General features: G+C 66.2%; 24 protein-coding genes. 9 read left to right on the forward strand and 15 right to left on the reverse strand.

Annotation, left to right across the window (positions count from 1 at the left end):
* Nucleotides 1-2: 2 nt before the first annotated feature.
* Nucleotides 3-2,612, forward strand: a complete 2,610-nt coding sequence (gene pepN, locus LJ760_RS08280; protein WP_227921645.1) for an aminopeptidase N — start codon at nt 3-5, stop codon at nt 2,610-2,612.
* 37 nt (nt 2,613-2,649) lie between these two features.
* On the opposite strand, the gene LJ760_RS08285 is transcribed toward pepN, so the two are convergent.
* The 6 genes from LJ760_RS08285 to LJ760_RS08310 all read right to left on the reverse strand — a co-directional run bounded on the left by LJ760_RS08285 (nt 2,650) and on the right by LJ760_RS08310 (nt 7,280).
* On the reverse strand, nt 2,650-2,988 hold the full coding sequence (locus tag LJ760_RS08285; protein ID WP_227921647.1) for a cupin domain-containing protein: 339 nt from the start codon (nt 2,986-2,988) through the stop codon (nt 2,650-2,652).
* Nucleotides 2,989-3,049: 61 nt separating this feature from the next.
* The gene (locus LJ760_RS08290; RefSeq protein WP_227921656.1) at nt 3,050-4,126 is read right to left on the reverse strand and encodes a lipoate--protein ligase family protein; all 1,077 of its coding nucleotides are present in this window, start codon (nt 4,124-4,126) and stop codon (nt 3,050-3,052) included.
* A gap of 120 nt (nt 4,127-4,246) precedes the next feature.
* Nucleotides 4,247-4,504, reverse strand: coding sequence for a type B 50S ribosomal protein L31 (locus LJ760_RS08295; RefSeq protein ID WP_146361982.1), 258 nt, complete (start codon nt 4,502-4,504; stop codon nt 4,247-4,249).
* Between the two features lie 131 nt (nt 4,505-4,635).
* Nucleotides 4,636-5,622, reverse strand: a complete 987-nt coding sequence (locus LJ760_RS08300) for a hypothetical protein (RefSeq protein ID WP_227921657.1) — start codon at nt 5,620-5,622, stop codon at nt 4,636-4,638.
* Nucleotides 5,623-5,674: 52 nt separating this feature from the next.
* Complete coding sequence (locus LJ760_RS08305; RefSeq protein WP_227921660.1) at nt 5,675-6,478, reverse strand: TrmH family RNA methyltransferase; 804 nt, start codon at nt 6,476-6,478, stop codon at nt 5,675-5,677.
* 13 nt (nt 6,479-6,491) lie between these two features.
* Nucleotides 6,492-7,280: an ABC transporter ATP-binding protein gene (locus tag LJ760_RS08310; RefSeq protein WP_227921662.1), complete on the reverse strand. Its 789-nt coding sequence runs from the start codon at nt 7,278-7,280 to the stop codon at nt 6,492-6,494.
* A 127-nt stretch (nt 7,281-7,407) separates the two neighbouring features.
* On the opposite strand from LJ760_RS08310, the gene serB reads away from it, so the two are divergent.
* Complete coding sequence (serB, locus tag LJ760_RS08315) at nt 7,408-8,313, forward strand: phosphoserine phosphatase SerB (RefSeq protein ID WP_227921666.1); 906 nt, start codon at nt 7,408-7,410, stop codon at nt 8,311-8,313.
* Here the strand turns inward: serB and LJ760_RS08320 are convergent.
* Together LJ760_RS08320 and LJ760_RS08325 are read right to left on the reverse strand one after the other, a co-directional pair.
* A complete protein-coding gene (locus LJ760_RS08320; protein WP_227921668.1) occupies nt 8,310-9,086 on the reverse strand; it encodes an SDR family oxidoreductase in 777 nt (258 codons plus the stop codon). The two genes, serB and LJ760_RS08320, sit on opposite strands and share 4 nt — an antisense overlap.
* A 122-nt stretch (nt 9,087-9,208) precedes the next feature.
* A complete protein-coding gene (locus LJ760_RS08325; protein ID WP_227921670.1) occupies nt 9,209-9,937 on the reverse strand; it encodes a beta-ketoacyl-ACP reductase in 729 nt (242 codons plus the stop codon).
* 127 nt (nt 9,938-10,064) lie between these two features.
* On the opposite strand from LJ760_RS08325, the gene LJ760_RS08330 reads away from it, so the two are divergent.
* Genes LJ760_RS08330 through LJ760_RS08340 form a run of 3 tightly spaced genes read left to right on the forward strand, consistent with a single transcriptional unit; the run spans nt 10,065 to nt 11,600 of the window.
* Nucleotides 10,065-10,460, forward strand: coding sequence for a DUF3099 domain-containing protein (locus LJ760_RS08330; RefSeq protein WP_227921672.1), 396 nt, complete (start codon nt 10,065-10,067; stop codon nt 10,458-10,460).
* Nucleotides 10,461-10,469: 9 nt separating this feature from the next.
* Nucleotides 10,470-10,724 (forward strand): hypothetical protein, encoded by a 255-nt coding sequence (locus LJ760_RS08335; protein ID WP_227921675.1) that lies wholly within the window; start codon nt 10,470-10,472, stop codon nt 10,722-10,724.
* Nucleotides 10,725-11,600, forward strand: coding sequence for an SURF1 family cytochrome oxidase biogenesis protein (locus LJ760_RS08340; RefSeq protein ID WP_227921678.1), 876 nt, complete (start codon nt 10,725-10,727; stop codon nt 11,598-11,600). It abuts the gene before it with no gap.
* 95 nt (nt 11,601-11,695) lie between these two features.
* On the opposite strand, the gene LJ760_RS08345 is transcribed toward LJ760_RS08340, so the two are convergent.
* The gene (locus tag LJ760_RS08345) at nt 11,696-13,294 is read right to left on the reverse strand and encodes an ABC-F family ATP-binding cassette domain-containing protein (protein WP_227921679.1); all 1,599 of its coding nucleotides are present in this window, start codon (nt 13,292-13,294) and stop codon (nt 11,696-11,698) included.
* Between the two features lie 254 nt (nt 13,295-13,548).
* Between LJ760_RS08345 and LJ760_RS08350 the strand changes: the two genes are divergently transcribed.
* From LJ760_RS08350 to ypfJ, 4 genes are read left to right on the forward strand one after another with little or no spacing between them, the layout of a single operon-like run.
* On the forward strand, nt 13,549-14,223 hold the full coding sequence (locus tag LJ760_RS08350; protein WP_227921680.1) for a biotin transporter BioY: 675 nt from the start codon (nt 13,549-13,551) through the stop codon (nt 14,221-14,223).
* Nucleotides 14,223-14,930: an energy-coupling factor ABC transporter ATP-binding protein gene (locus LJ760_RS08355; RefSeq protein ID WP_227921681.1), complete on the forward strand. Its 708-nt coding sequence runs from the start codon at nt 14,223-14,225 to the stop codon at nt 14,928-14,930. Before LJ760_RS08350 ends, LJ760_RS08355 begins: the two co-directional genes overlap by 1 nt.
* A complete protein-coding gene (locus tag LJ760_RS08360) occupies nt 14,927-15,580 on the forward strand; it encodes an energy-coupling factor transporter transmembrane component T family protein (RefSeq protein WP_227921682.1) in 654 nt (217 codons plus the stop codon). Before LJ760_RS08355 ends, LJ760_RS08360 begins: the two co-directional genes overlap by 4 nt.
* A 9-nt stretch (nt 15,581-15,589) precedes the next feature.
* Entirely contained in the window at nt 15,590-16,492 is a 903-nt protein-coding gene (gene ypfJ / locus LJ760_RS08365; RefSeq protein WP_227921683.1) for a KPN_02809 family neutral zinc metallopeptidase, read from the forward strand.
* Nucleotides 16,493-16,563: 71 nt separating this feature from the next.
* On the opposite strand, the gene LJ760_RS08370 is transcribed toward ypfJ, so the two are convergent.
* The 6 genes from LJ760_RS08370 to sufC form a co-directional block, all read right to left on the reverse strand.
* Nucleotides 16,564-18,285 carry an HNH endonuclease gene (locus LJ760_RS08370; protein ID WP_227921684.1) on the reverse strand — a complete coding sequence of 574 codons (1,722 nt, stop codon included), beginning with the start codon at nt 18,283-18,285 and terminating at the stop codon, nt 16,564-16,566.
* 195 nt (nt 18,286-18,480) lie between these two features.
* A complete protein-coding gene (locus LJ760_RS08375; protein WP_227921687.1) occupies nt 18,481-19,041 on the reverse strand; it encodes an RNA 2'-phosphotransferase in 561 nt (186 codons plus the stop codon).
* A 14-nt stretch (nt 19,042-19,055) separates the two neighbouring features.
* The gene (locus LJ760_RS08380; RefSeq protein ID WP_227921689.1) at nt 19,056-19,340 is read right to left on the reverse strand and encodes a hypothetical protein; all 285 of its coding nucleotides are present in this window, start codon (nt 19,338-19,340) and stop codon (nt 19,056-19,058) included.
* 52 nt (nt 19,341-19,392) lie between these two features.
* Nucleotides 19,393-19,791 carry a nuclear transport factor 2 family protein gene (locus LJ760_RS08385; protein ID WP_227921692.1) on the reverse strand — a complete coding sequence of 133 codons (399 nt, stop codon included), beginning with the start codon at nt 19,789-19,791 and terminating at the stop codon, nt 19,393-19,395.
* A gap of 92 nt (nt 19,792-19,883) precedes the next feature.
* Complete coding sequence (locus tag LJ760_RS08390) at nt 19,884-20,213, reverse strand: metal-sulfur cluster assembly factor (RefSeq protein WP_227921694.1); 330 nt, start codon at nt 20,211-20,213, stop codon at nt 19,884-19,886.
* A gap of 23 nt (nt 20,214-20,236) precedes the next feature.
* Entirely contained in the window at nt 20,237-21,007 is a 771-nt protein-coding gene (gene sufC / locus LJ760_RS08395) for a Fe-S cluster assembly ATPase SufC (RefSeq protein WP_227921696.1), read from the reverse strand.
* Between the last annotated feature and the right edge of the window lie 73 nt (nt 21,008-21,080).

Here is a 21,080-nt window from a genome sequence, read left to right on the forward strand (position 1 = left end):
AGGTGCCTAACCAGAACCTGAGCCGTGACGAAGCCGCTCTGCGGTCCCGCCTGCTGTCCGTGACCTCCTACGACGTCCATCTGGACCTGGGCAATGCCCTGGACCAGGATGCCGCAGGCTTCCGGTCGCGAAGCACCATAACCTTCGACTGTTCAGAGCCCGGTGCCGGGACGTTCCTGGACTTCATCCACGGCGGGGTGTCCTCGGTGGTCCTGAACGGCGTCGAGCTGGACCTCGCGGATGTTGTGGAGGATTCCCGGATCCACCTGCCCGGCCTGCAGGAGCAAAACACCGTCACCGTGGACGGCACGGCCCTCTACAGCCGCAGCGGCGAGGGCCTGCACCGCTTCCGCGACCCGGCGGACGGGCAGACCTACCTCTACACGCAGTACGAGCCCGCCGACGCGCGGCGCGTGTTTGCCGACTTTGAGCAGCCGGACCTGAAGGCATCCTTCAGTTTCACCGTAACGGCGCCGACCGGCTGGGAAGTGGCCTCCAACGGCGTCGAAACGCAGCGGACGCCGCTGGGTGACGGCAGCTTGAGCCGGTGGAAGTTCGCCCCCACCCAGCGCATCTCCACCTACATCACCACGGTCCTCGCCGGGCCGTACCACCGAGCCCAGGACGAGTGGTCCATCCGGCTCGACGACGGCACCGACCTGCACGTTCCGCTGGCTGCGTACTGCCGTTCCTCCCTGGCCGGGTATTTTGACGCGGAAAACATCTTCGCCGTCACTAAGCGGGGACTGGACTACTTCCACCACCTCTTTGCCTTCCCGTATCCCTTCGGGAAGTACGATTCGGCCTTCGTCCCCGAGTACAACCTCGGCGCCATGGAGAATCCCGGCCTGGTGACCTTCACGGAGGCATACGTGTTCCGGTCCCGGGCCACGGAGGCGCAGTACGAGGCACGGGCGAACACCATCCTGCACGAGATGGCGCACATGTGGTTCGGTGATCTGGTGACCATGAAATGGTGGGACGACCTGTGGCTCAAGGAGTCCTTCGCGGACTACATGGGCGCCCTGGCCGTGGACCGTGCCACCGACTTCACCAACTCGTGGGTCAGCTTCGCGAACCGGCGCAAGGCCTGGGCCTACGTCCAGGACCAGCTGCCCACCACGCACCCCATCGTGGCGGACATTCCCGACCTGGAGGCGGCGAAGCAGAACTTCGACGGCATCACGTATGCCAAGGGTGCCTCGGTGCTCAAGCAGCTGGTGGCCTACGTCGGGTTCGATACCTTTATCGAAGCCGCCCGGGGATACTTCCGGGCCCATGCCTTCGGCAACACCACGCTCGCGGATCTCCTCGGCGCACTGGAAGCGGCGTCCGGCAGGGACATGGCGCTGTGGTCCAGCCGGTGGCTCCAGACCGCTGGCGTTCCGGTCCTGGTTCCGGAGACCGAAACCGACGACGCCGGTGCCTACACTTCCGTGGTCATCCGGCAGAATGCTCCGGATCCGGTCAGCGGAGAACAGGTCCCCCGGCCGCACCGGCTCCGCGTCGGCCTGTACGATTTCGACGACGCCGGCGCCCTGGTCCGCATCGACAGCGTGGAACTGGACGTCGCCGGTGCACGGACGGAGGTACCTGAACTGCTCGGCAGGCAGCGTCCGGCCCTCCTGCTGCTCAACGACGAGGACCTTACCTACGCAAAGATCCGCTTCGACGACGCGTCGCTGGGCACCCTGCTGGAGTCCCTGCACCGGCTCAGCGATCCCCTGGCCCGGGCCATCACCCTGTCAGCTCTGTGGAACAGCGTCCGTGACGGTGTCCTCAGTGCCAAGGACTACGTCCGGCTGGTCCAACGGGTGGCGCCGCAGGAAAGCGGTGCAGGCGTCCTGCAGGTACTGCTGGACAACGCCCTCAGCGCCATCGAGTACTACGCACCGACGTCGCGCCGGGACGGATTGCGCGAGGAGTTCTACGCGCATATTGCCGAGCAGTTGAAGACGGCCGCACCTGGCAGCGACCGGCAGATCATCTGGGCCCGGGCCGCCGCCGGTGCCGGGCGGCGCAGCAGCACCTACAACCAGCTGCTGCGCGGACTGCTGGACGGCAGCGCCGGCATCGAAGGCCTGGCAGTGGATTCCGATCTTCGCTGGCGCCTGTGGGTGGCCCTTGCGGCCACTGATTCCGCGACCCGCGCGGAACTGGACGCGGAACTGGAACGGGACACCACGGCGTCGGGCCGGGTGGGCCACACCACCGCTGCGGCTGCCTTCCCGGATCCGGAGGTAAAGGCAGCGGCATGGCAGGCAGCAGTGAAGTCCGACAGCCTCTCCAACGAACTGCTGTCCGCCACGATCACCGGGTTCGGTCTGGGCAGCCACGAGCTGCTGGACGGATACGTAGAGGACTATTTCGCCTCACTTACCGGGGTCTGGTCCGCGCGCAGCATCGAGCTGGCCTCACGCGTGGTCGGCGGGCTCTACCCGGGGCACCAGGACGCAGCAGCCGGCATGGCGCCGGCGGACCATCCGGTAGTGCAGAAATCGGTCGAATGGCTGGAGCTCCATCCCGACGCGCCGGGTGCGCTGCGGCGGATCATCATCGAGCAGCAGGACCAGCTGCTTCGGTCCCTGCGCGTCCAGGCGGCCGGACTGTAGGTCCGGGGAGGCAGGTGCCGCCGCAGCAGGCCCGGGGTCAGGCCAGCTGCGGCTTGGCGACGGTGAGGAGGATGGCCGAGTCTTCCAGAGCCTCGACGGAGTGCCGTGCCTGCGGAACAATCAGCAGGTCTCCCGCGGAGCCGTCCCAGGTGTTTCCCTCCGAAGCCAGGGCAACCCGGCCCTTGAGGACATAGACCGTAGCCTCGCCCGGATTCTCATGCTCGTCCATAACAAACCCGGCCCGGAGGGCGATCACGGTTTGCCGCAGCACGTGCTCGTGCCCGCCGTAGACGGTGGAGGCGCTGCGTCCGCTGGCCGCCTGCCGTGAGGATTCCATGTGTTGGCGGGCGAGGGCGGTCAGCGACTTTTTCTCCATGTCCGCAGTCTAGGCCTACGGACCGCCGCCGGGGTAGTTCGACGGTCCGCAGGCCCGCGGGTTAGGGAACGCGGCTCAGCCACTCCGGGGTGTCGAACTTTTCGGCGACCTTCTGCTCCGCGAGGGCAAGCTCCTCGTCGGAGATCGACGCCTCCACGGCGCCGTAACGCGTGGCGAAGGTGTCCATCATGGTGGCAATGATGTCTTCACGGGAAAGCCCGGTCTGCCGCTTCAGCGGGTCCACCCGCTTCTTGGCGCTCGTAGTGCCCTTGTCGGAGAGCTTTTCCTTGCCGATGCGCAGCACCTCCACCATCTTGTCCGCGTCGATGTTGTAGGACATGGTGACGTGGTGCAGCATGCCGCCGCTGCTGAAGCGCTTCTGCGCGGCACCGCCGATCTTGCCCTGGTCCGTGGCAATGTCGTTCAGCGGAACGTACCAGGCGGAGATGCCGAGCTTCTTCAGGGATTCCATCACCCAGCCGTCCAGGAAGGGGTAGGAATCCGCGAAGCTCAGTCCGTCCACCAGGGACTGGGGAACGTAGAGGGAGTAGGTGATGGCGTTGCCGTGCTCCATGAACATGGCACCGCCGCCGGTGATGCGCCGGACTACGGTGACGCCGTGCCGTTCCGCTCCCTCCGGGTCCACCTCGTTCTTCAGGGACTGGAAGCTGCCGATCACCACCGAAGGCGACTCCCATTCCCAGAACCGGAGCGTGGGGTTGCGCTTGCCGGCGCCCACTTCCTCCGCCAGGACCTCGTCCATGGCTACATGCATGTGTGTGGACAGCGGGGTGGGCGGGATGATCTCCCACTGGTGGTCGCCCCAGCCGGTGGCCTTGCCCAGGGCGCGGCGCACGGTGGTGGCCACGGCTTCGGGCGAGAAGCCGAAGAGAACCGCATCCGGGGACAAGCGGGAGCGGACGGCCGCGGCAATATCACCGAACGTCGTCTCGGCAGGCAGCCCCTCGAGGGCGGCATTGATATCCCCGAGTGCTTCATCAGGTTCCAGGAAGAAGTCGCCGCCAAGGGAGACGTCGGCCAGCCTGCCGTCACGGACTTCCAGGTCCACTACAACAAGTTTGCCGCCGGGAACTTTGTATTCCCCGTGCCGGCGTCCGTTGTTATCCGTGCTTGCCATCAAGACTCCTTAGCTCCGAACCGCTCTGCCGGGACCGCACGGCCCCCTGTTACAGGGAAAGGCCCGCCGGGCTGATGCCGGCGGACCTTTCTCTAAGTACTGCTGTATTTCCGTTACTGGCTACTTCTTCGCGCCGAAGCCCTTGAAGCGGGCGTTGAAGCGCTCCACGCGGCCGGCGGAGTCCATGATGCGCTGCTTGCCCGTGTAGAACGGGTGCGATGCAGAGGAGATTTCCACCTCGATGAGCGGGTAGGTGTTTCCGTCTTCCCACTCGATCGTCTTGGAGGAGGTGGCGGTGGAGGCCGTCAGGAAAGCGGTGTCGGACGCGAGGTCACGGAAGACAACCGGAGCATACTTGGGGTGGATATCAGACTTCACAGTTTTACCTTCTTTTGGTGCCTGGATTTTGCCAGGCACAGTGTGGTTGAAAGCTTTATCGGCCGTACATTCGGCCAGCAACCCATACTAGCGCATTTCGGGGACCGGCAGGAAACCCTTCGACCCTCGGTTCAGGAGAGCGGGCGGGTGCCCCACTGGGCGTTGACAGCGGTGATCTGCGAGGTGATGCCCTGGTTCAGGCCGGTGATTTCAATCTTTACGGGCCGGTAAAAATCATCAAGGCAGAGTGAAAAGGACCCGGCCGGAAGCACCGCGGATGAGCTGGCCGGAGGTCCGGTTTCGTTTCCTCGCTGCTGCGCATCCCCAGTGTCGGAATCCCCGGTGTCGGAATCCCCAGTGTCGAAGCTCCCGCTGATCTGCGTGCAGGGCTCCCCGTCGAGCACTACCCCGTACCGGACGGCGACCTCTTCCGCCGGTGCGAGCAGTGCGGCCACTTTCTCCGGCCGAACGGTCAACTCGGCGGCGTCGGCAAGGATCGCCGCAGAGGCCTCTTCAGCCGTGCCGTCCCGGTCCGCGGAGATGTCCTGGTTCTCCTTGTGCAGCACCCGCTGCCCCTCGCGGATGGTGATGGAGAGGTCCGCATCCGTGTCCTGCAGGGTCATGGCAAAGTCAGGCCCGGTGGCGAACCGGACGCTGTACGTGCCGGCCGGGAGCCAGCTGGTGTCCGTCCGAAGGGTCTGGACGCCGCCTCCGCCCGCGGCCATGGCGGCGGAGACGCAGGTCCCGGCTTCGGCGCCGGACGCCGGCTCCGGATCCCGGCGAAGGAGCCACTGGCAGGCATCCTGGACCGGCTGCGGCATGCCTGCCTGGCTGCCGGTGACACCCACCCGCGTCGGCGGAGCGGTGGTTGCCGGGACGGGTGCCGGCGGCCGGGCGGGATAGGCGGTGCGGGACGGCTCGGCAGCAACACGTCCGGTGCCCGACGGCGACGCCGAAGCCGAGGCGTCCCGTTCCTGCAGTTGCCCGGCTGTGGGGCCGCAGGCTGAAACGGTCAGCAGCAATCCAGCGCACAGCGCCAGGACCTTGCCTGGCCGGGTGCTTGCACGGGATTCCATGGCAGCTCCGCTGGTGTCCTCGAAGGGTGGGTGACTGCGCACAGTCTGGCACCTGAGGGGCTGCAGGGTAAGGGCAGCGGGCTGCCCGGCGGCCTTAGGGCCGGCACTCCCAGAATGCGACGGCGCTGGCGGCGGCCACATTCAACGAATCGACGCCCCCGCTCATCGGGATGCGCACGGCCAGGTCGACGCCGGCGAGGGTCGTCTCGGCCAGGCCGTCGCCTTCCGTGCCGAGGACCAGGGCCAGGCGCTCGTCGCGGCGGGCGCTCAGTTCATCCAAGGTCAGGGAATCCTCCCGCAGCGCCAGGGCGGCAGTCACAAAGCCGGCTTCGCGGAGCTGTCCGAGTTGGCCGGGCCAGTCCGTCAGCCGCACCCACGGAACCTGGAAGACGGCGCCCATGCTCACGCGGATGGCCCGGCGGTACAACGGATCGGCACAACGGGGAGTCACCAGCACGGCGTCCACCTGCAGGGCGGCAGCGGACCGGAAGATCGCGCCGATGTTGGTGTGGTCGACTATGTCCTCCAGCACCGCAATCCTGCGCGCCGTACCCAGCAGGCCGGGCAGGTCCAGGGGTGCCGGGCGTTCCATCGCTGCCAGGGCGCCGCGGTGCAGGTGGAACCCGGTGATCTGTTCCAGGACCTCGGGCGTACCTACGTAGGCAGGCACATCCGGGAACCGGGCCAGGATGTCCGCCAGGTCCGGAAGCCATTTCTCGGCCAGGAAGAAGGACCGCGGGCGGTGTCCGGCGTCGACCGCGCGGCGGAGGACCTTGGAGGATTCGGCAATGTACATGCCTTCCTCGGGTTCCCGCCGCTTGCGGAGGGAGGTGTCCGTAAGGGAGGTGTAGTCGTAGACGCGGGGATCGTCGGCAGACAACAAATACTGGAGGTTCACCCGGAAACTGCTCCTAGCCGCGCCGGGCAGTGGCCGAGTAGCGGCCGCCCTCGCGGCGCAGATCCAGCGGCAGGTCGAAGGCGGTGCTCAGGTGTTCTTCGGTGAACACTTCTTCGATGAGTCCGGACGCCACCACGCCGCCTTCGCGGAGCAGCAGGGCGTGGGTGAAACCGGTCGGGACCTCTTCCAGATGATGGGTGACCAGCACCATGGCCGGTGCTTCCTCGTCCCGGGCCAGTTCTCCGAGCCGGAACAGCAGGTCCTCACGGCCGGCCAGGTCCAGGCCGGCGGCCGGCTCGTCCAGCAGCAGCAGTTCCGGATCCGTCATCAGGGCGCGGGCGATCTGAACGCGCTTGCGCTCCCCTTCGCTGAGGGAGGAGAAGCGGCGGTTCATGAAGGTGGACATGCCCCACTCGTGCAGGAGGCGGAAGGCGCGCCGTTCGTCGAGCTTTTCGTACTTTTCACGCCAGCGCCCGGTCATCCCGTAGGACGCCGTGAGCACCACGTTGAGGACTGTTTCATCTTCGGGGATCTGCCCGGCCAAGGCCGCGGAGGCCAGGCCGATACGCGGGCGGAGTTCAAAGACGTCCACCGCGCCGAGGACTTCCTCGAGGATTCCCGCTACGCCGCGGGTGGGGTGCATCCGGCCGCTGGCAATCTGCAGCAGCGTGGTCTTTCCGGCACCGTTAGGGCCCATGATGACCCAACGCTCCCCCTCCTTGACCTGCCAGTTGACGCCGTCCAACAGGTTTTTGCCGCCGCGGACAACGCTTACGCCGGCAAATTCAAGAACATCACTCATAGCACTAGACATTAGGCTAAAGAAAGGGGCATTGGCGAAACGATGCGCCCCGGCGGCCACGCAGACGCGGCCGGGGATCCCCGTAGCAAACACGTACCCACCCGTTGGACCGAGCAGAACGGAAACCATGCCGAACTCCCCCGAATACAGTGTCGTCAGCTACGGGCGGGACCTGTCCGACGCCTATCTGGCGGCGGTCCAGGCTGCCGTCTCCGGCTTGGGCGCGCGGATCCTGGAACTGGAGAACGCTGCGGGGAACGGTTTCACCGTGTCCAAGCTTTACGTGGGCTACGACGGCGGCCTCCCCCGGCTGCGGCGCGCCGTCGAAGCAGCCGCGGCAGCGGTGCCGGCGAAGCCAGGCGGTGAGCACAGCGCCGTGGTGCCGCCGTCGCTCCTCGAGGATGCCCGGAAGCTGCTGGTGCTTGACGTGGACTCGACCCTGATCAAACAGGAAGTCATTGAACTGCTGGCGGCGCACGCAGGGCGGGAAGCGGAGGTGGCAGCGGTGACCGAGGCCGCCATGCGCGGGGAACTGGATTTTGCCGCTAGCCTGCACGCCCGGGTGAAAACGCTTGCCGGACTGCCGGCGTCCGTAATCGACGAAGTGGGTGCCCGGATTGAGCTTTCCGACGGCGCGGAACTGCTGGTGAAGGAGTTCCTTGCGGCCGGGCACGGGGTTGCCGTGGTGTCCGGCGGTTTCACCCAGGTGCTTGATCCGCTGGCCGACCGGCTGCGGCTCAGCTTCCGCAGGGCGAACCTGCTGGAAATCGAGGACGGGGTGCTGACCGGCGCTGTGTCGGGGGAAGTCGTGGACCGTGCGGTCAAGGCCCGTTCCCTGGCTGAGTGGGCTCGTGAGCTGGGTGTGGCACCCGGGCACACCATTGCGGTGGGCGACGGCGCCAATGACCTGGACATGCTCGCGGCGGCCGCACTGGGAGTGGCGTTTAACGCCAAACCGGCAGTGCAGGCCGCCGCGGATGCCGTGCTGAACCTGCCCCAACTGGACGTGGTTCAGCACTTCGTGAAGCTTTAGGCGGGATCGCCCGCCCGGTCGGCTGCCGCCCCTGCGGAAAGGTAATCCGCGCCGCCCACGTATTCGGTGTGTCCGGACGGAACATCGGCAGTGGCCATGCGGGCTACTTCGGCGCCGAACTCCTGCACGGAGTAAAGCCGACCGGCTTCCTCGCGGCGGGCTTCGATGGCGCCCGGGTTGGCCCGGTCCAGCAGGGTTGCCGTCACGGTGCCTTCGATCATGTCGCCGGAGACCACCACCAGGCTGATGCCCTTCTCGTCCAGCTGCGGCAGCATGGCCCGCAGCGCGTCCTCGCCGGCACGCTTGCTAAGGGCAACGGCCTCGTATTCCGGCATGGTCGGTACCGAGCGAATGAAATGCGCCTGGTGGCTGGTGACGAAGACCACCCGCGAACCTGCGGGCATCACTTCGAGTGCGGCCGTGAGCATGTTGACCTGCGCGTCGCGGTTCAGCTTCAGCGCGTAGTTCTCCTCCACGCCGGTTTCCATACCGCCGGAGGCATTAAGCACCAGGATGTCGAGGCCGCCGAAGCTTTCCTGCGCGGCCGCCACCAGCGCAGCTGTCCCCTCGGCTGCGGTGAGGTCTGCGCCAACGGCGACTGCGCGTCCGCCGGCTTCCTCAATGGCAGCGACCACCTTGTTGGCACGCGGTGCCTTTTGGCGGTAGTTGACGACGACGCCGGCACCCTCGGCTGCCAGGAACCGGGCCACTTCGGCTCCGATTCCGCGCGATGATCCGGTGACTATCGCGGCTTTGCCCTCCAGCAGACCCATGTGAACTCCTTTTTGTAGAAAGTATCTAAGCGTTCAGCTCTTTGAACCCATCCTGCCAGCCGGCGGGCCGGCTGGCAGTTGAGGAAACCTCCAACGATTCCGGAGCGCCGCGTTGGGCCGGGCTAGTGCCCCATGCCCAGGCCGCCGTCGACCGGGATGACTGCACCGGAAATGTAGCCTGCCTCGTCACCCGCAATCCAGCGCACTACGTTGGCAACTTCCTCCGGCTCGGCGAACCGGCCGGCGGGGATGGAGGACAGGTAGTTCTTCTGCGTGTCCTCGGGCAGGGCGCGGGTCATGTCGGTGTTGATGAAGCCCGGGGCCACGACGTTGGCCGTGATGTTGCGGGAACCCAGTTCGCGGGTGAGGGAACGGGCGATACCGATCAGCCCGGACTTGGAGGCGGCGTAGTTGATCTGCCCGGGTGAACCGTACAGCCCGACCACCGAGGAGATCAGCACTACCCGGCCCTTCTTCATCCGGAGCATGCCCTTGGAGGCACGCTTGACCACCCGGAAGGCGCCGGTGAGGTTGGTGTCGATGACGTCGGCGAAATCGTCTTCACTCATCCGCAGCAGCAGCGTGTCCCGGGTAATCCCGGCATTGGCCACGAGGACTTCAACCGGTCCGTGCGCGGCCTCCACCTCGGTAAATGCGGCATCGACCGATGCCATATCCGTCACATCCGCCTTGACGCCCAGCATCCCGTCGGGGACCTCGCCGCTGCGGTACGTGATGGCCACGCGGTCACCTGCGGCCAGGAACGCCTTGGCAATAGCCAGCCCGATTCCGCGGTTTCCTCCGGTCACCAGGACGCTGCGGCCGGACTCGTTTTCTGTTGTGTTCTGCACGGATGTTCCTTCTTTCAGCCAGCGATTGGGGGTTGTCTCGATCCTACGTGCGCCGGATTCAACTTCTGCAACGCCGCTGCTAGTGAGAGAATGAACGGACCTGTTTGGAGGGCGAGGAAGACTACTGATGGCTAGGGACACAAACCGCGGGGAGAGCGTCCCCAGAATCACCGACGCACCCAGCCCGCACACGGACGAAATGCGCGCACGCATGATCAAGTACAGCGTGTCCATGGGCATCCGTGTGGTCTGCCTGTTCCTGATGTTCTTCGTGCACGGCTGGTTGCTGTGGGTGGTGATTGCCGGAGCGGTGGTGCTCCCCTACTTCGCGGTCATCATCGCCAACGGCGGCTCGGATACCCGGCTGATGACCGGCTCGGATGCGATGATAGAGCGTCCGCCGGCCACCGCGCTGGACGCTCCGCGGGCGGCCGAAGAACCCGGTGAAAGTCCCGAAACCACTGTGTTGTCGGGCGAAATCGTAGACAACGACGACATCAATGACAACGAAGACAAGGCCTGATCCCCCAGCATGAACCTCCTCGATTCCCTCTCCGGCAACCCGGACGCAGGCGCCGGCACCCCGGTGTGCTCCCGGAAGGCCTGCCGGCTCAACGCAAGCTGGCAGCTGTTGTGGAACAACCCCCGCATCCACACCCCGGAACGCCGCAAGACCTGGCTTGCCTGCGATGAGCACCGTGACTGGCTGGAGGATTACCTGCGTACCCGCGGCCTCTGGAAGGAAACCCTCCCCCTGGACGGCAGCACTGAAGGCGGTACGGCGTAAATGTACCGTTTCCTCCTTTCGGCCCGCTGGCTGGGCTGGTTTGTCCTCGTCTGCATCCTTGCGGCCGCCTGTGTAGGGCTGGGCCAGTGGCAGATGGACCGCCGTGAAGCCTCCCTCGCCGACAGCGCCCGGATCGAATCCAACTACGACGCCGCGCCGGTCCCCTATGACGAGGCCAGGGATTACTTCGACACCTACGACGAAGCAGCCGAATGGCTGCCCGTGAAGCTTGAGGGAACGTACGACTCCTCCGAGCAGCGCATCATCCGCAACCGCCCGCTGAAGGGCCGGCCCGGCTACGAGGTCCTGGTGCCGCTGAAGCTTGATGACGGCACCAGCGTGGCGGTCAACCGCGGCTGGCTGCCGATCGGCGACGACGAGGCCGGCCGGCCGGACAGCATCCCTGCCGCCCCCGAGGGACGGGTGAGCGTGGTGGCCCGGATCAAGGCCGCCGAACCCACCCTGACCCGCAGCGCCCCTGAAGGCCAGCTCCCCTCCATCGACCTGGAGGCTTTCGCGGAGCAGCTGGACTACCCGCTGCACCAGGGCTCCTACGGACTCATGGCCAGCGAGGACCCGGGTGCCGCCGTCGCACCCGAAAGCGCACCGCGGCCGGAGGTGGACGAGGGCCTGCACCTTTCGTATGGACTGCAGTGGTACGGGTTCGCGCTGATGATGTTCATCGGGCTGGGATACGCCGCCCGCCAGGAAGCCCTCAACCGGTATTACGACGGCATCGACGATGACGAGGAGGACGACGATGAAATAATCGCCGCCCACCCGACTCCGTCCCGGCGTCGTCCGCCGCGCCGCAAAAAGCGCGGGCCCACCGGCGAAGAGGAAGAGGACGCGATCCTGGACGCCCAGGGGTTCTAACCCACCGCTTCCGCAGACACCTGCTCCCACTGACACAAAGGCGGCCCCGCTCCGATCGGAGCGGGGCCGCCTTTGTGTACGGGATGGGCCGGAGGTTAGGCCAGGGTCACCAGGTCGAGGTAGTTCTCGTTCCAGTGGTCCTCGTCGCCGTCCGGCAGGAGCACTACGCGTTCCGGGTTCAACGCCGCAACGGCGCCCTCATCGTGGCTGACCATCACCACGGCACCGGTGTAGTTGCTCAGGGCGCCCAGGATCTCGGCACGCGACGCGGGGTCCAGGTTGTTGGTGGGTTCGTCCAGCAGCAGGACATTGGCGGAGGAGGCCACGATGGTGGCCAGCGCCAGACGGGTTTTCTCGCCGCCGGAAAGGACTCCGGCCTTCTTCTCGACGTCGTCGCCGCTGAACATGAAGGAACCCAGCACGCTGCGGACCTCGGCGTCGTCCATATCGGGCGCGGAGGAACGCATGTTTTCCAGAACGGTCCGGTCTGTATCGAGGGTCTCGTGCTCCTGGGCGTAGTAGCCCACCTTCAGCCCGTGTCCGGCAATGACCTTGCCGGTGTCCGGCTTGTCGACGCCGGCCAGCATCCGCAGCAGGGTGGTCTTGCCGGCGCCGTTGAGGCCCAGGATGACTACCTTTGAACCGCGGTCAATGGCGAGGTCCACGTCGGTGAAGATTTCCAGGGACCCGTAGCTCTTGCTGAGGCCCTCAGCGGTCATGGGGGTCTTGCCGCAAGGGGCCGGATCCGGGAAGCGGAGGGCTGCCACGCGGTCATTGGCGCGGACGGCGTCCAGGCCGCCCATCAGGCGGTCCACGCGCTTGAGCATGCTCTGGGCCGCGGAGGCGCCGGACGCGCGGGCCTTCATCTTGTTGGCCTGGGCCAGCAGGATTCCGGCCTTCTTTTCGGTGTTGGCACGCTCGCGCTTGCGGGCGCGCTCATCGGTCTCGCGCTGGACCTTGTAGCGCTTCCAGTCCATGTTGTAGATGTCGATGGTGGCGCGGTTGGCGTCCAGGCTGAAGACCTTGTTGACGGTCGCTTCGAGCAGCTCGGTATCGTGGCTGATCACGATCAGGCCGCCGGTGTGGTTCTTCAGGAACTCCCGCAGCCAGGCGATGGAGTCGGCGTCGAGGTGGTTGGTGGGCTCATCGAGGAGCATCGTCTCGGCGTCGGAATACAGGATGCGCGCCAGTTCCACGCGGCGGCGCTGGCCGCCGGAGAGGGTCTTCAGGGGCTGGTTCAGCAACCGGTCCGGCAGGGCGAGGTTGGAGCAGATGGTGGCCGCTTCGGACTCCGCGGCGTACCCGCCGGCGGAGAGGAACTCGGACTCCAACCGGTCATAGCGGTTCATTGCCTTCTGCGAGATCTTCGGATCATCGCTGGCCATCTCGTCCTGGCACTTCTTCAGCTGCGCCGAAACCTTGTCCAGCCCGCGGGCGGAGAGGATCCGATCCCGTCCCAGCTGGTCCATGTCCGGGGTGCGCGGGTCCTGGGGCAGGTAGCCGATGTCGCCCACGCGCTTGACGTGGCCGGCTGCCGGGAGGGCTTCGCCGGCCAGGACCTTGGTCAGGGTGGTCTTGCCGGCGCCGTTGCGGCCAACCAGCCCGATTTTGTCTCCCTTGTCAACACGGAATGAAACCGCTTCCATGAGCAGCCGTGCGCCTGCACGCAGCTCGAGACCAGATACGGAAATCACTCAGTGGACCTTTCGAAGGTTTTTGGTATTGCAGATACGCTGCGCGGCGCGCGGGCCTTGAACGGTGGGATTCCACCGAGGCGGGAAGGGTCACAATGACCGGTCATGGGGGCCTGGTTGGCCGTAACAGCCTTTCCAGTCTAGCCGCCCTGGCCCATTTGTAGAAAACCTCCAATGGAATCCCGCTCCGGCGCAGCTAATGTTCGAAACGAAATCCGGACCGTTTTTCTTCCCCTACAAGGAAAAGTGCAGCGATGAACAACACATCGGCCAACGCGCCGCGCCCCCTCCCCGGCACCGGCACGCACGGCTCCCCCGGCTCTCCTGGCACTCACGGTTCCACCGGTACGAGGCGCTCCAGGTGGACCTCGGCGGACCTGTCCCTGATTGCCGTCTTCGCCGCCCTCACCGCCGTCTTCTCCATCCTTCCCGGCGTGCCGCTGGGAGCGGGCGTGCCGATCACCCTGCAGACCTTGGCGGTGATGCTTACCGGGATGCTCCTAGGCCCCGGGCGCGGGGCAGCGGCAGTGGGCCTCTTCCTGGTGGCTGGCCTGGCCGGCCTGCCGGTCTTCAGCGGTTTCCGAGGTGGCCTGGGTGTCCTGGCCGGGCCGTCGGCGGGGTACCTGCTGTCCTTCCCGGTGGCGGCCGCCGTCGTCGGACTGCTTGCCGGCCTGGTGCTGCGCCGCGCCCGGAAGGGGCGGACGGTTCTCTTGTTCGCCGCGGGACTGGCCACGAGCTTCGCCGTGGTGCATCCGGCCGGCATCGCGGGACTCATGCTCAACGGGCATCTCTCGTTCCCCGCAGCGCTGGCAGCGGACATGGCGTTCTGGCCCGGTGACGTGGTGAAGAACCTGCTTGCCGCTGCGGTGGCCGTCAGTGTCTTCAAGGCCTTTCCACGAATGGCTGTTCGGGACCGCGGCGGCCGCTGATGTCCTGCATCAAGCTGCAGGACGTTTCCGTCATTCCTCCCGGGGTGCCAGGGGAATCTGCGGAACCGATCCTGCACCTGCTGTCGCTGACGCTGGACACTCCCCGCACCGCCGTCGTCGGCGCCAACGGTTCCGGGAAGTCCACGCTGCTGAAGCTGCTGAACGGGTTGGTGCTGCCGGATACCGGCACGGTCAGCGTGGACGGCCTGGACACTGCCCGGCACGGAGCGGACGTGCGGCGGCGGGTCGGGTTCGTTTTCACCGATCCCCTCTCGCAGCTCGTGATGCCCACGGGACGGGACGACGTCGAGCTGTCCCTGCGTGCCTCGATCCGGAACAGGTCCCAGCGGCGCGCAGCTGCCGAGGCCCGGCTGGCGGCCCTGGGGCTGCTGGAATTGGCGGACCGAAGCATCTACGACCTTTCCGGCGGCGAACGCCAGTTGATGGCCCTGGCATCGGTGCTGGCCGTTGAGCCTGCCGTGCTGGTGGCAGATGAGCCCAGCACGCTCCTGGACCTGAGGAACACCGCCCGGCTGCGGGAAGTCTTTGCCTCCCTGCCGCAGCAGGTCATCTACACCACCCATGATCTGGAGTTCGCCGCCGACGCGGATCGGGTGCTGGTGATGGATGCCGGCGCGGTGGTGTTCGACGGCGGCCCTCGCGAAGCTATTGCGGCGTACCGTGCGCTGGCGCTGGGGGTGGGATGAAGCGTTCCACTGGCTCCTACGATCTGCTGGGCGCCTACCGCCCCGGCGTTTCGCCCGTGCATGCGGCACCGCTGGGCTTGAAGGCGGGCGCTCTGGTTGTGCTGTCCGTTGCTGTGTTGGCGCTGCGCTCCCCTGTGGTGCTGGTGGTTGCCGCAGTCCTGGTGCTGGCGGCCTATGCCGGCGCCCGGTTGTTGCGGGAGGCCTGGGTGCCGCTGAAGCTGATGTGGCCGGTCCTGGTGCTGCTGGGGGCTTTCCAGTGGTGGGCGTCCGGCGTGCTGGCAGCGGTCCTGGTGACCGGCAGTATTGCGGTCTGCGTAGTGGCGGCACGGCTGCTGACGCTGACCACTGCGCCGCAGGTGCTGCTGGACGGTCTCGTGTCGCTGGCCCGTCCGCTGGAACCGCTCGGTGCGGACCCGGAACGTTTCGGGCTGACCCTGGCGCTGATGCTGCGCAGCATTCCGTTCCTGCTCGGGTCCGCCCGGGATGTCCGTGAATCTGCCATGGCCCGCGGACTGGAGCGTAATCCCCGGGCGCTGACTGTCCCGGTGGTGATCCGTGCGGTTGCCTATGCCCGGCAGACCGGCGATGCCCTGGCTGCACGCGGTATCGGGGAAAGCTCCGACACGAAGGTTGACCAAGGCAACCGATAACCTGAGGGCATGAGTTTCAATAACAACGCGCGCCTGGATTCCTCGCGGGTCAGTGACCGGCGCGGCAAAGGCAAGGGCATTGCAGTCGGCGGCGGACTGGGCGGCGGGCTTCTGCTGATCCTGTCCCTGTTCTTCGGGTCGGACATCATTGACGGCCTCGGCCTGAGCGACGGCTCCGGTGAAGCTGCCGGCCAGGCGCAGTCCGAGAGCATCGATACCTGCTTGAACGGCGAAGACGCCAACGAACGGCTGGACTGCCGCATTCTGGGCACCGCCGAAAGCCTGGACAGCTTCTGGGCACCGTATCTGGACGGTTACGGCCTGACCTACACGGAGCCCGGCGTGGTGCTCTTTACCGACCGGACCACCACCGGCTGCGGCACGGCGACCAGCGCTGTCGGGCCGTTCTACTGCCCGGCAGACGAGCAGACCTATTACGACACCGCGTTCTTCTCCGACCTCGTCACCAACTACGGTTCCTCCGGCGGTCCGCTGGCACAGGAATACGTGGTGGCGCATGAGTTCGGCCACCACATCCAGCAGATCACCGGCTCCAGTGCGGGCCGGAACGCCGATCCTCAGGGTGCGGACTCTGCCTCCGTACGCACCGAGCTGCAGGCCGATTGCTATGCGGGCCTGTGGGCACGGCATGCGGCGGACCAGCCGGCTCCGGGCTCGGACGTGCCTTTCCTGACTCCGTTCACCGAAGCCGATATCAGCGACGCACTCTCTGCGGCGTCCGCCATCGGCGATGACCGGATCCAGGCTTCGGCCACCGGTCAGGTGAACCCGGAGAGCTGGACCCACGGTTCCAGTGCCCAGCGCCAGGCGTGGTTCCTGGCTGGCTACAACGACGGCGGCAGCCTGGAAAAGTGCGATACCTTCAGCGCTGCGGACCTGTCCCGCCCGTAGGGTCTGGCCGGATGGCTGTCTCGTCCCTGGGCCTGATCTCCGGTGGCGTTTAGCGGGCGAGGAAGGCGGCATCAGAATGGTGGCCCTTGTTCCGGCAGGGAGTCCTGCAGCACGTCGTCCTGCAGCACCGAGTCCGTCTGTGGCACTTGCTTGGAATCTGTACCCGGCGCCGGACCCGGACGCGGACTCGCTTCCGGCCCCGGCCCCGGACCACCTTCCGGTGGTCCGAGTTCCAGGAAGGGCTCGGTCCGGTAGATGCGTCCGGTCGGGGACGTCCATTCGATGACTCCCGGCGTAGGCTGGCCGGCCTTCCAGAAACCGAGGGTCTTGAACCGGTGGTGCCGGCGGCAAAGGTGTTCCAGGTTCCCATGGTCTGTAGGGCCGCCCTGGGCCCAGTCGATGGTGTGGTCAACGTCCGAATTCGCCGTACTGACCCGGCAACCGGGGAATCTGCAGGTTCCGTCCCTTGCGCGGAGCCAGCGTCGGAGCCCGGCCGGGACCTTCCGCCGCCGTCCTACCCCGAGGATTTCTCCGGTCTGCGGATCCTGCGCCAGCCCGGTCCACCCGACGGCGTTACGGGCCAGCGTGCGTGCTGCTTCTGCGCTGATGGGCCCGTAACCGTGCAGTTCAGCGGGCTGGTCGTCGGCGCCGAAGAGGGTTTCAGCGTTGATCAGGACCATGATTTCGGTTCGTGGGACGATCCCCTCGTCCGGCCCGGTCTTTAAAACGGTGGTGCCTTCCGGGCAGACGATGCCTCCGTCACCCCGGGTGTCGCCTCCGGCGTCTCCGCCACCGGCGGAGCACCCGGAACCCTCGGCGTGCCCGGCCCCGCGTCGGGGTCCGGCCCCACGTTGGGTTTCGGCCGCGGCGAAGAGTCCACGGCTGCCGCCCATCAGCAGCTGCGCCAGAATATCCGCACGCAGCTGATCCACAGTCCGGGAATCCCCCGCGGACTGCTCGCCCCGGGCAGCACTACTGAGTGCCGTGTAGATCTGCTGGGCTTCGGCCGCACGCAGGTGCGCGGAAAGGCAGGACATGCCGTCCTCTTCCCGGTCCAGAGTGACCTTGCGCTGTTCGAACGCGGTCAGGTGCCGCTTGCTGACGGTCTCCGGAAACTTCCTTTCCCGCAGACGCCGGGCCTTACAGGAGAACTGTGCCCGGGTTTGTCCGGACGCAGCCGCCAGCAGGTCCGCCTCGAACTCCGGGAGCTGATCCGGTGGAACGTTCAGGCACTGGTCCAGCACTACCTGCGCGTGCTGGTAACTAAGCTGTCCTTCTTCCAAGGCGGTCAGGGTGGCCGCATGGGTGCTGCACAGCCTTTCCGCTTCGAACATCATCCGCTGGGCGGTGACCTGCGGGACATTCAGGATCGCGGCGCATTCGGAAGACGCCAGGCTGAATGCCATCCCGGGCTCAAGCCGCCCCGAGGCCGCACGAAAGTCCTCCCGGAAAAGCTCCTCCATGCGGTTGACCAAGCGGGCCTCCAGCGCCTGCACCCAGGACATCAAATGTGCCATCCGGGACAGGGCTTCGCCGACCGTCTGCACGTCAAAGGCCTCAAGGTTCTGCAGCACCAGTGTCCCGGTAAAGCCGTCCGGATATTCGGCGTCGGGACTTCCGACCTGAGTAGCACCATCAGCGGCCACGGAAGGCTCGGCGGCCAGTTCCGCCCGATAGACCGCCAGGGTGCAGGCCGCACGGGGCGCCTCCGCCTTCCCGGCCTGCCCCTCGGGCTGCCGGTCTTCACTGCCTGGTACTTCGGTTGTCCGTTCGGTGTTTCCGAGCTGATCCATACCTCAGGATTTCATCCCGCACTGACATTCCAGGCCCGAAAACCGGCCCAAACCGGCCTGATCCGAAAACCGGAAATACCCGTCTTTCAAAAGCTACTACCTACCCCGGACACGCCAGTTCCGTTGGCTGTTTCCGGACCATCGACTCGGGCATAAGGGCCGACGTCGACCGTACCTGACCCCTGCCCCCTCAGCTCAGGCTCCCGGCACGGACACAGCGGAAGCCGGAACGGACTCAGCCAGCCAGACTCCTGAATCCGATCGGTAGAAACTAGTCCCCTGGGCCACGGCGACACCGGTATCCACAGTAAGGATCACGGGATCGGCGTCCTTGCGCTGTCCCACCTGACGCGCCTGCTCCACGGAGTCCGACAGGTGGACGTACTGCCGCCGCATCGGAAGTATCCCGGCCGCGAGAATCTGCGGCACAGCAGCAGGCGCGGTGCCGTGGAAAAGCACCGGCGGGGGCGTACTGGGTGCCTGCGCAGGCTGTACCGGGACGGAATGGCCGTGCACGGCGCGTATCCGCCCGTCGCTCATCTGGTGCCGTTTCTTCTCCGCGGCTTCCAGCACTTCAACGAGCACCTGCTTGTCAACAGACTCCCACTCCGGGCCAAGTCGGTGCAGGGCGCTGAGTACCTCAGTAACCGGCGCCCAACCCTCCGCATCCAGCTCCAGCGCATACTCTTCCGGAGCATGACGCAGCGCATGGGACAACACCCGGCTGATCTCTGTCCGGCTCAGTGGCTTAGCCATCGATCCCACGTTCCTCAACTCCACTCGAACTCGACAAAATCCTGCACGGCCGCCACCAGCCACTCACCCATCGTGGCGTATTCATCCTGCACATGACGTATCGGCATCCCGTTTTTCCACGTCAAGTCCCAGTCATCGATCACGACAACGCCGCTGCCTGTCCAGCACGCAACGTCGTCGTTATCAGTCCTGCGGGCAAAGGGGACGATGGCCCAGCCGGGAAATACCTGTTCAATGTGCCGGGCGCGCCACACCTGATCCCCTCCCTGTAAGAGGTGCCACGGATCCAGATCGACCACGCCGCACTCGATCATATGGGCGTAAAGCGGCGGCAGGGACTGCCCCGGCATCCTAGGCAGCCGGCTGCCCGACGTTCACTTCGGTGAAATCGCGGCAAAGCTGCCACCGGCCGTCCTGGAGCCGCCAGGATTCCATCAGCAGGGCACGCCCGGTCACCTCGCCGCCCGAACGGTAGGTCATCTCGTAGAACACCACCGCCTCGTCCCGGCCGCGGGGCGTGACTGTCCGGAAGTCCGCATGCACGGTACTCCCCCGCAGGGCGGCCACGGTGCCGCCAAACCCTGCGCGTGCCGTCGCCGCGTCAAACGGCTCAGCGGCAGCTGCTTCCTGTCCCAGCCAGCCGTGGTAGTCCGGCGACAGGAAGGTTTCGATCGGAGCGCTGTCGCCCGCTGCCATGGCTTCGTTCCAGGCCGCCAGATATTGGTCATGAAAATGGATGCTGTTCCCCATGGCGGACACGCTAGCACGCAGGCAGGGCCGCTTCCCCGCATTGGGGAAGCGGCCCTGCCTGCGTGCCGGTTCGACTGCTAGCTGCCGAACCTTTAGATGTTGAAGCCGAGGGCCCGCATCTGGTCGCGGCCGTCGTCGGTGATCTTGTCAGGTCCCCACGGCGGCATCCATACCCAGTTCAGGCGCCACTCATCAACGACGCCGTCCAGGGCCTGAGCGGTCTGCTCTTCAAGCACATCGGTCAGCGGGCAGGCCGCCGTCGTCAGCGTCATGTCGATCAGCAGTGCGCCGTCCTCGGCGTACTTCAACCCGTAGAGCAGGCCAAGGTCAACGACATTCACCCCGAGCTCGGGGTCAATGACGTCCTTGAGGGCCTCTTCGACGTCCTCAAGGGACGTGGAGGCCAGATCGGAGTCGCTCATTATTGCTCCTTCAGCTGTCTTTACTACGCGCCGGCTGCGGCGTTGGCGCCGGTGAAGCGGTCGTAGCCTTCTTCTTCGAGGCGGTCGGCAAGTTCGGGGCCGCCCTGCTCGGCGATGTGGCCGTCGACGAAGACGTGCACATAGTCGGGCTTGATGTAACGAAGGATACGCGTGTAGTGCGTGATGAGCAGCGTGCCCATGCCGCCCTTGGAGTGCTCGCGGTTAACGCCTTCGGAAACGATCTTCAGGGCGTCGACGTCGAGGCCGGAGTCGGTCTCGTCCAGGATGGCGATCTTGGGGTGGAAGAGTTCCATCTGGAGGATCTCGACGCGCTTCTTCTCGCCGCCGGAGAAGCCTTCGTTGACGTTGCGCTGGGCGAAGTCGGCATCGATGCGCAGGTCGGCCATGGCCGCTTTGACGTCCTTGGTCCAGTGGCGCAGGGAGGGGGCTTCGCCGTCGAGCGCGGTCTTGGCGGTGCGCAGGAAGTTGGTCATGGTGACGCCGGGAACCTCTACCGGGTACTGCATGGCCAGGAAGAGACCGGCGCGGGCACGCTCGTCCACGCTCATGGCCAGGACGTCTTCGCCGTCGAGCGTGATGGAGCCGCTGTCCACGCTGTAGCGCGGGTGACCGGCAATGGTGGAGGCCAGGGTGGACTTGCCGGAGCCGTTGGGGCCCATGATGGCGTGCGTCTCACCGGTTTTGATGGTCAGGCTGACACCCTTCAGGATCGGCTTGCGGCCCTGTTCGGTCTCAATGCTGACGTGAAGATCCTTGATCTCAAGAGTAGACATGCGAGTTGGCTTTCTCCTTTGCACCCGCGGGTGCGTTACTAAGCTTTGGGGATGGAAGGCGAGAGGGTCCGGG

It is taken from the genome of Arthrobacter sp. zg-Y895 (assembly GCF_020731025.1).
GTDB lineage: Bacteria > Actinomycetota > Actinomycetes > Actinomycetales > Micrococcaceae > Arthrobacter_B.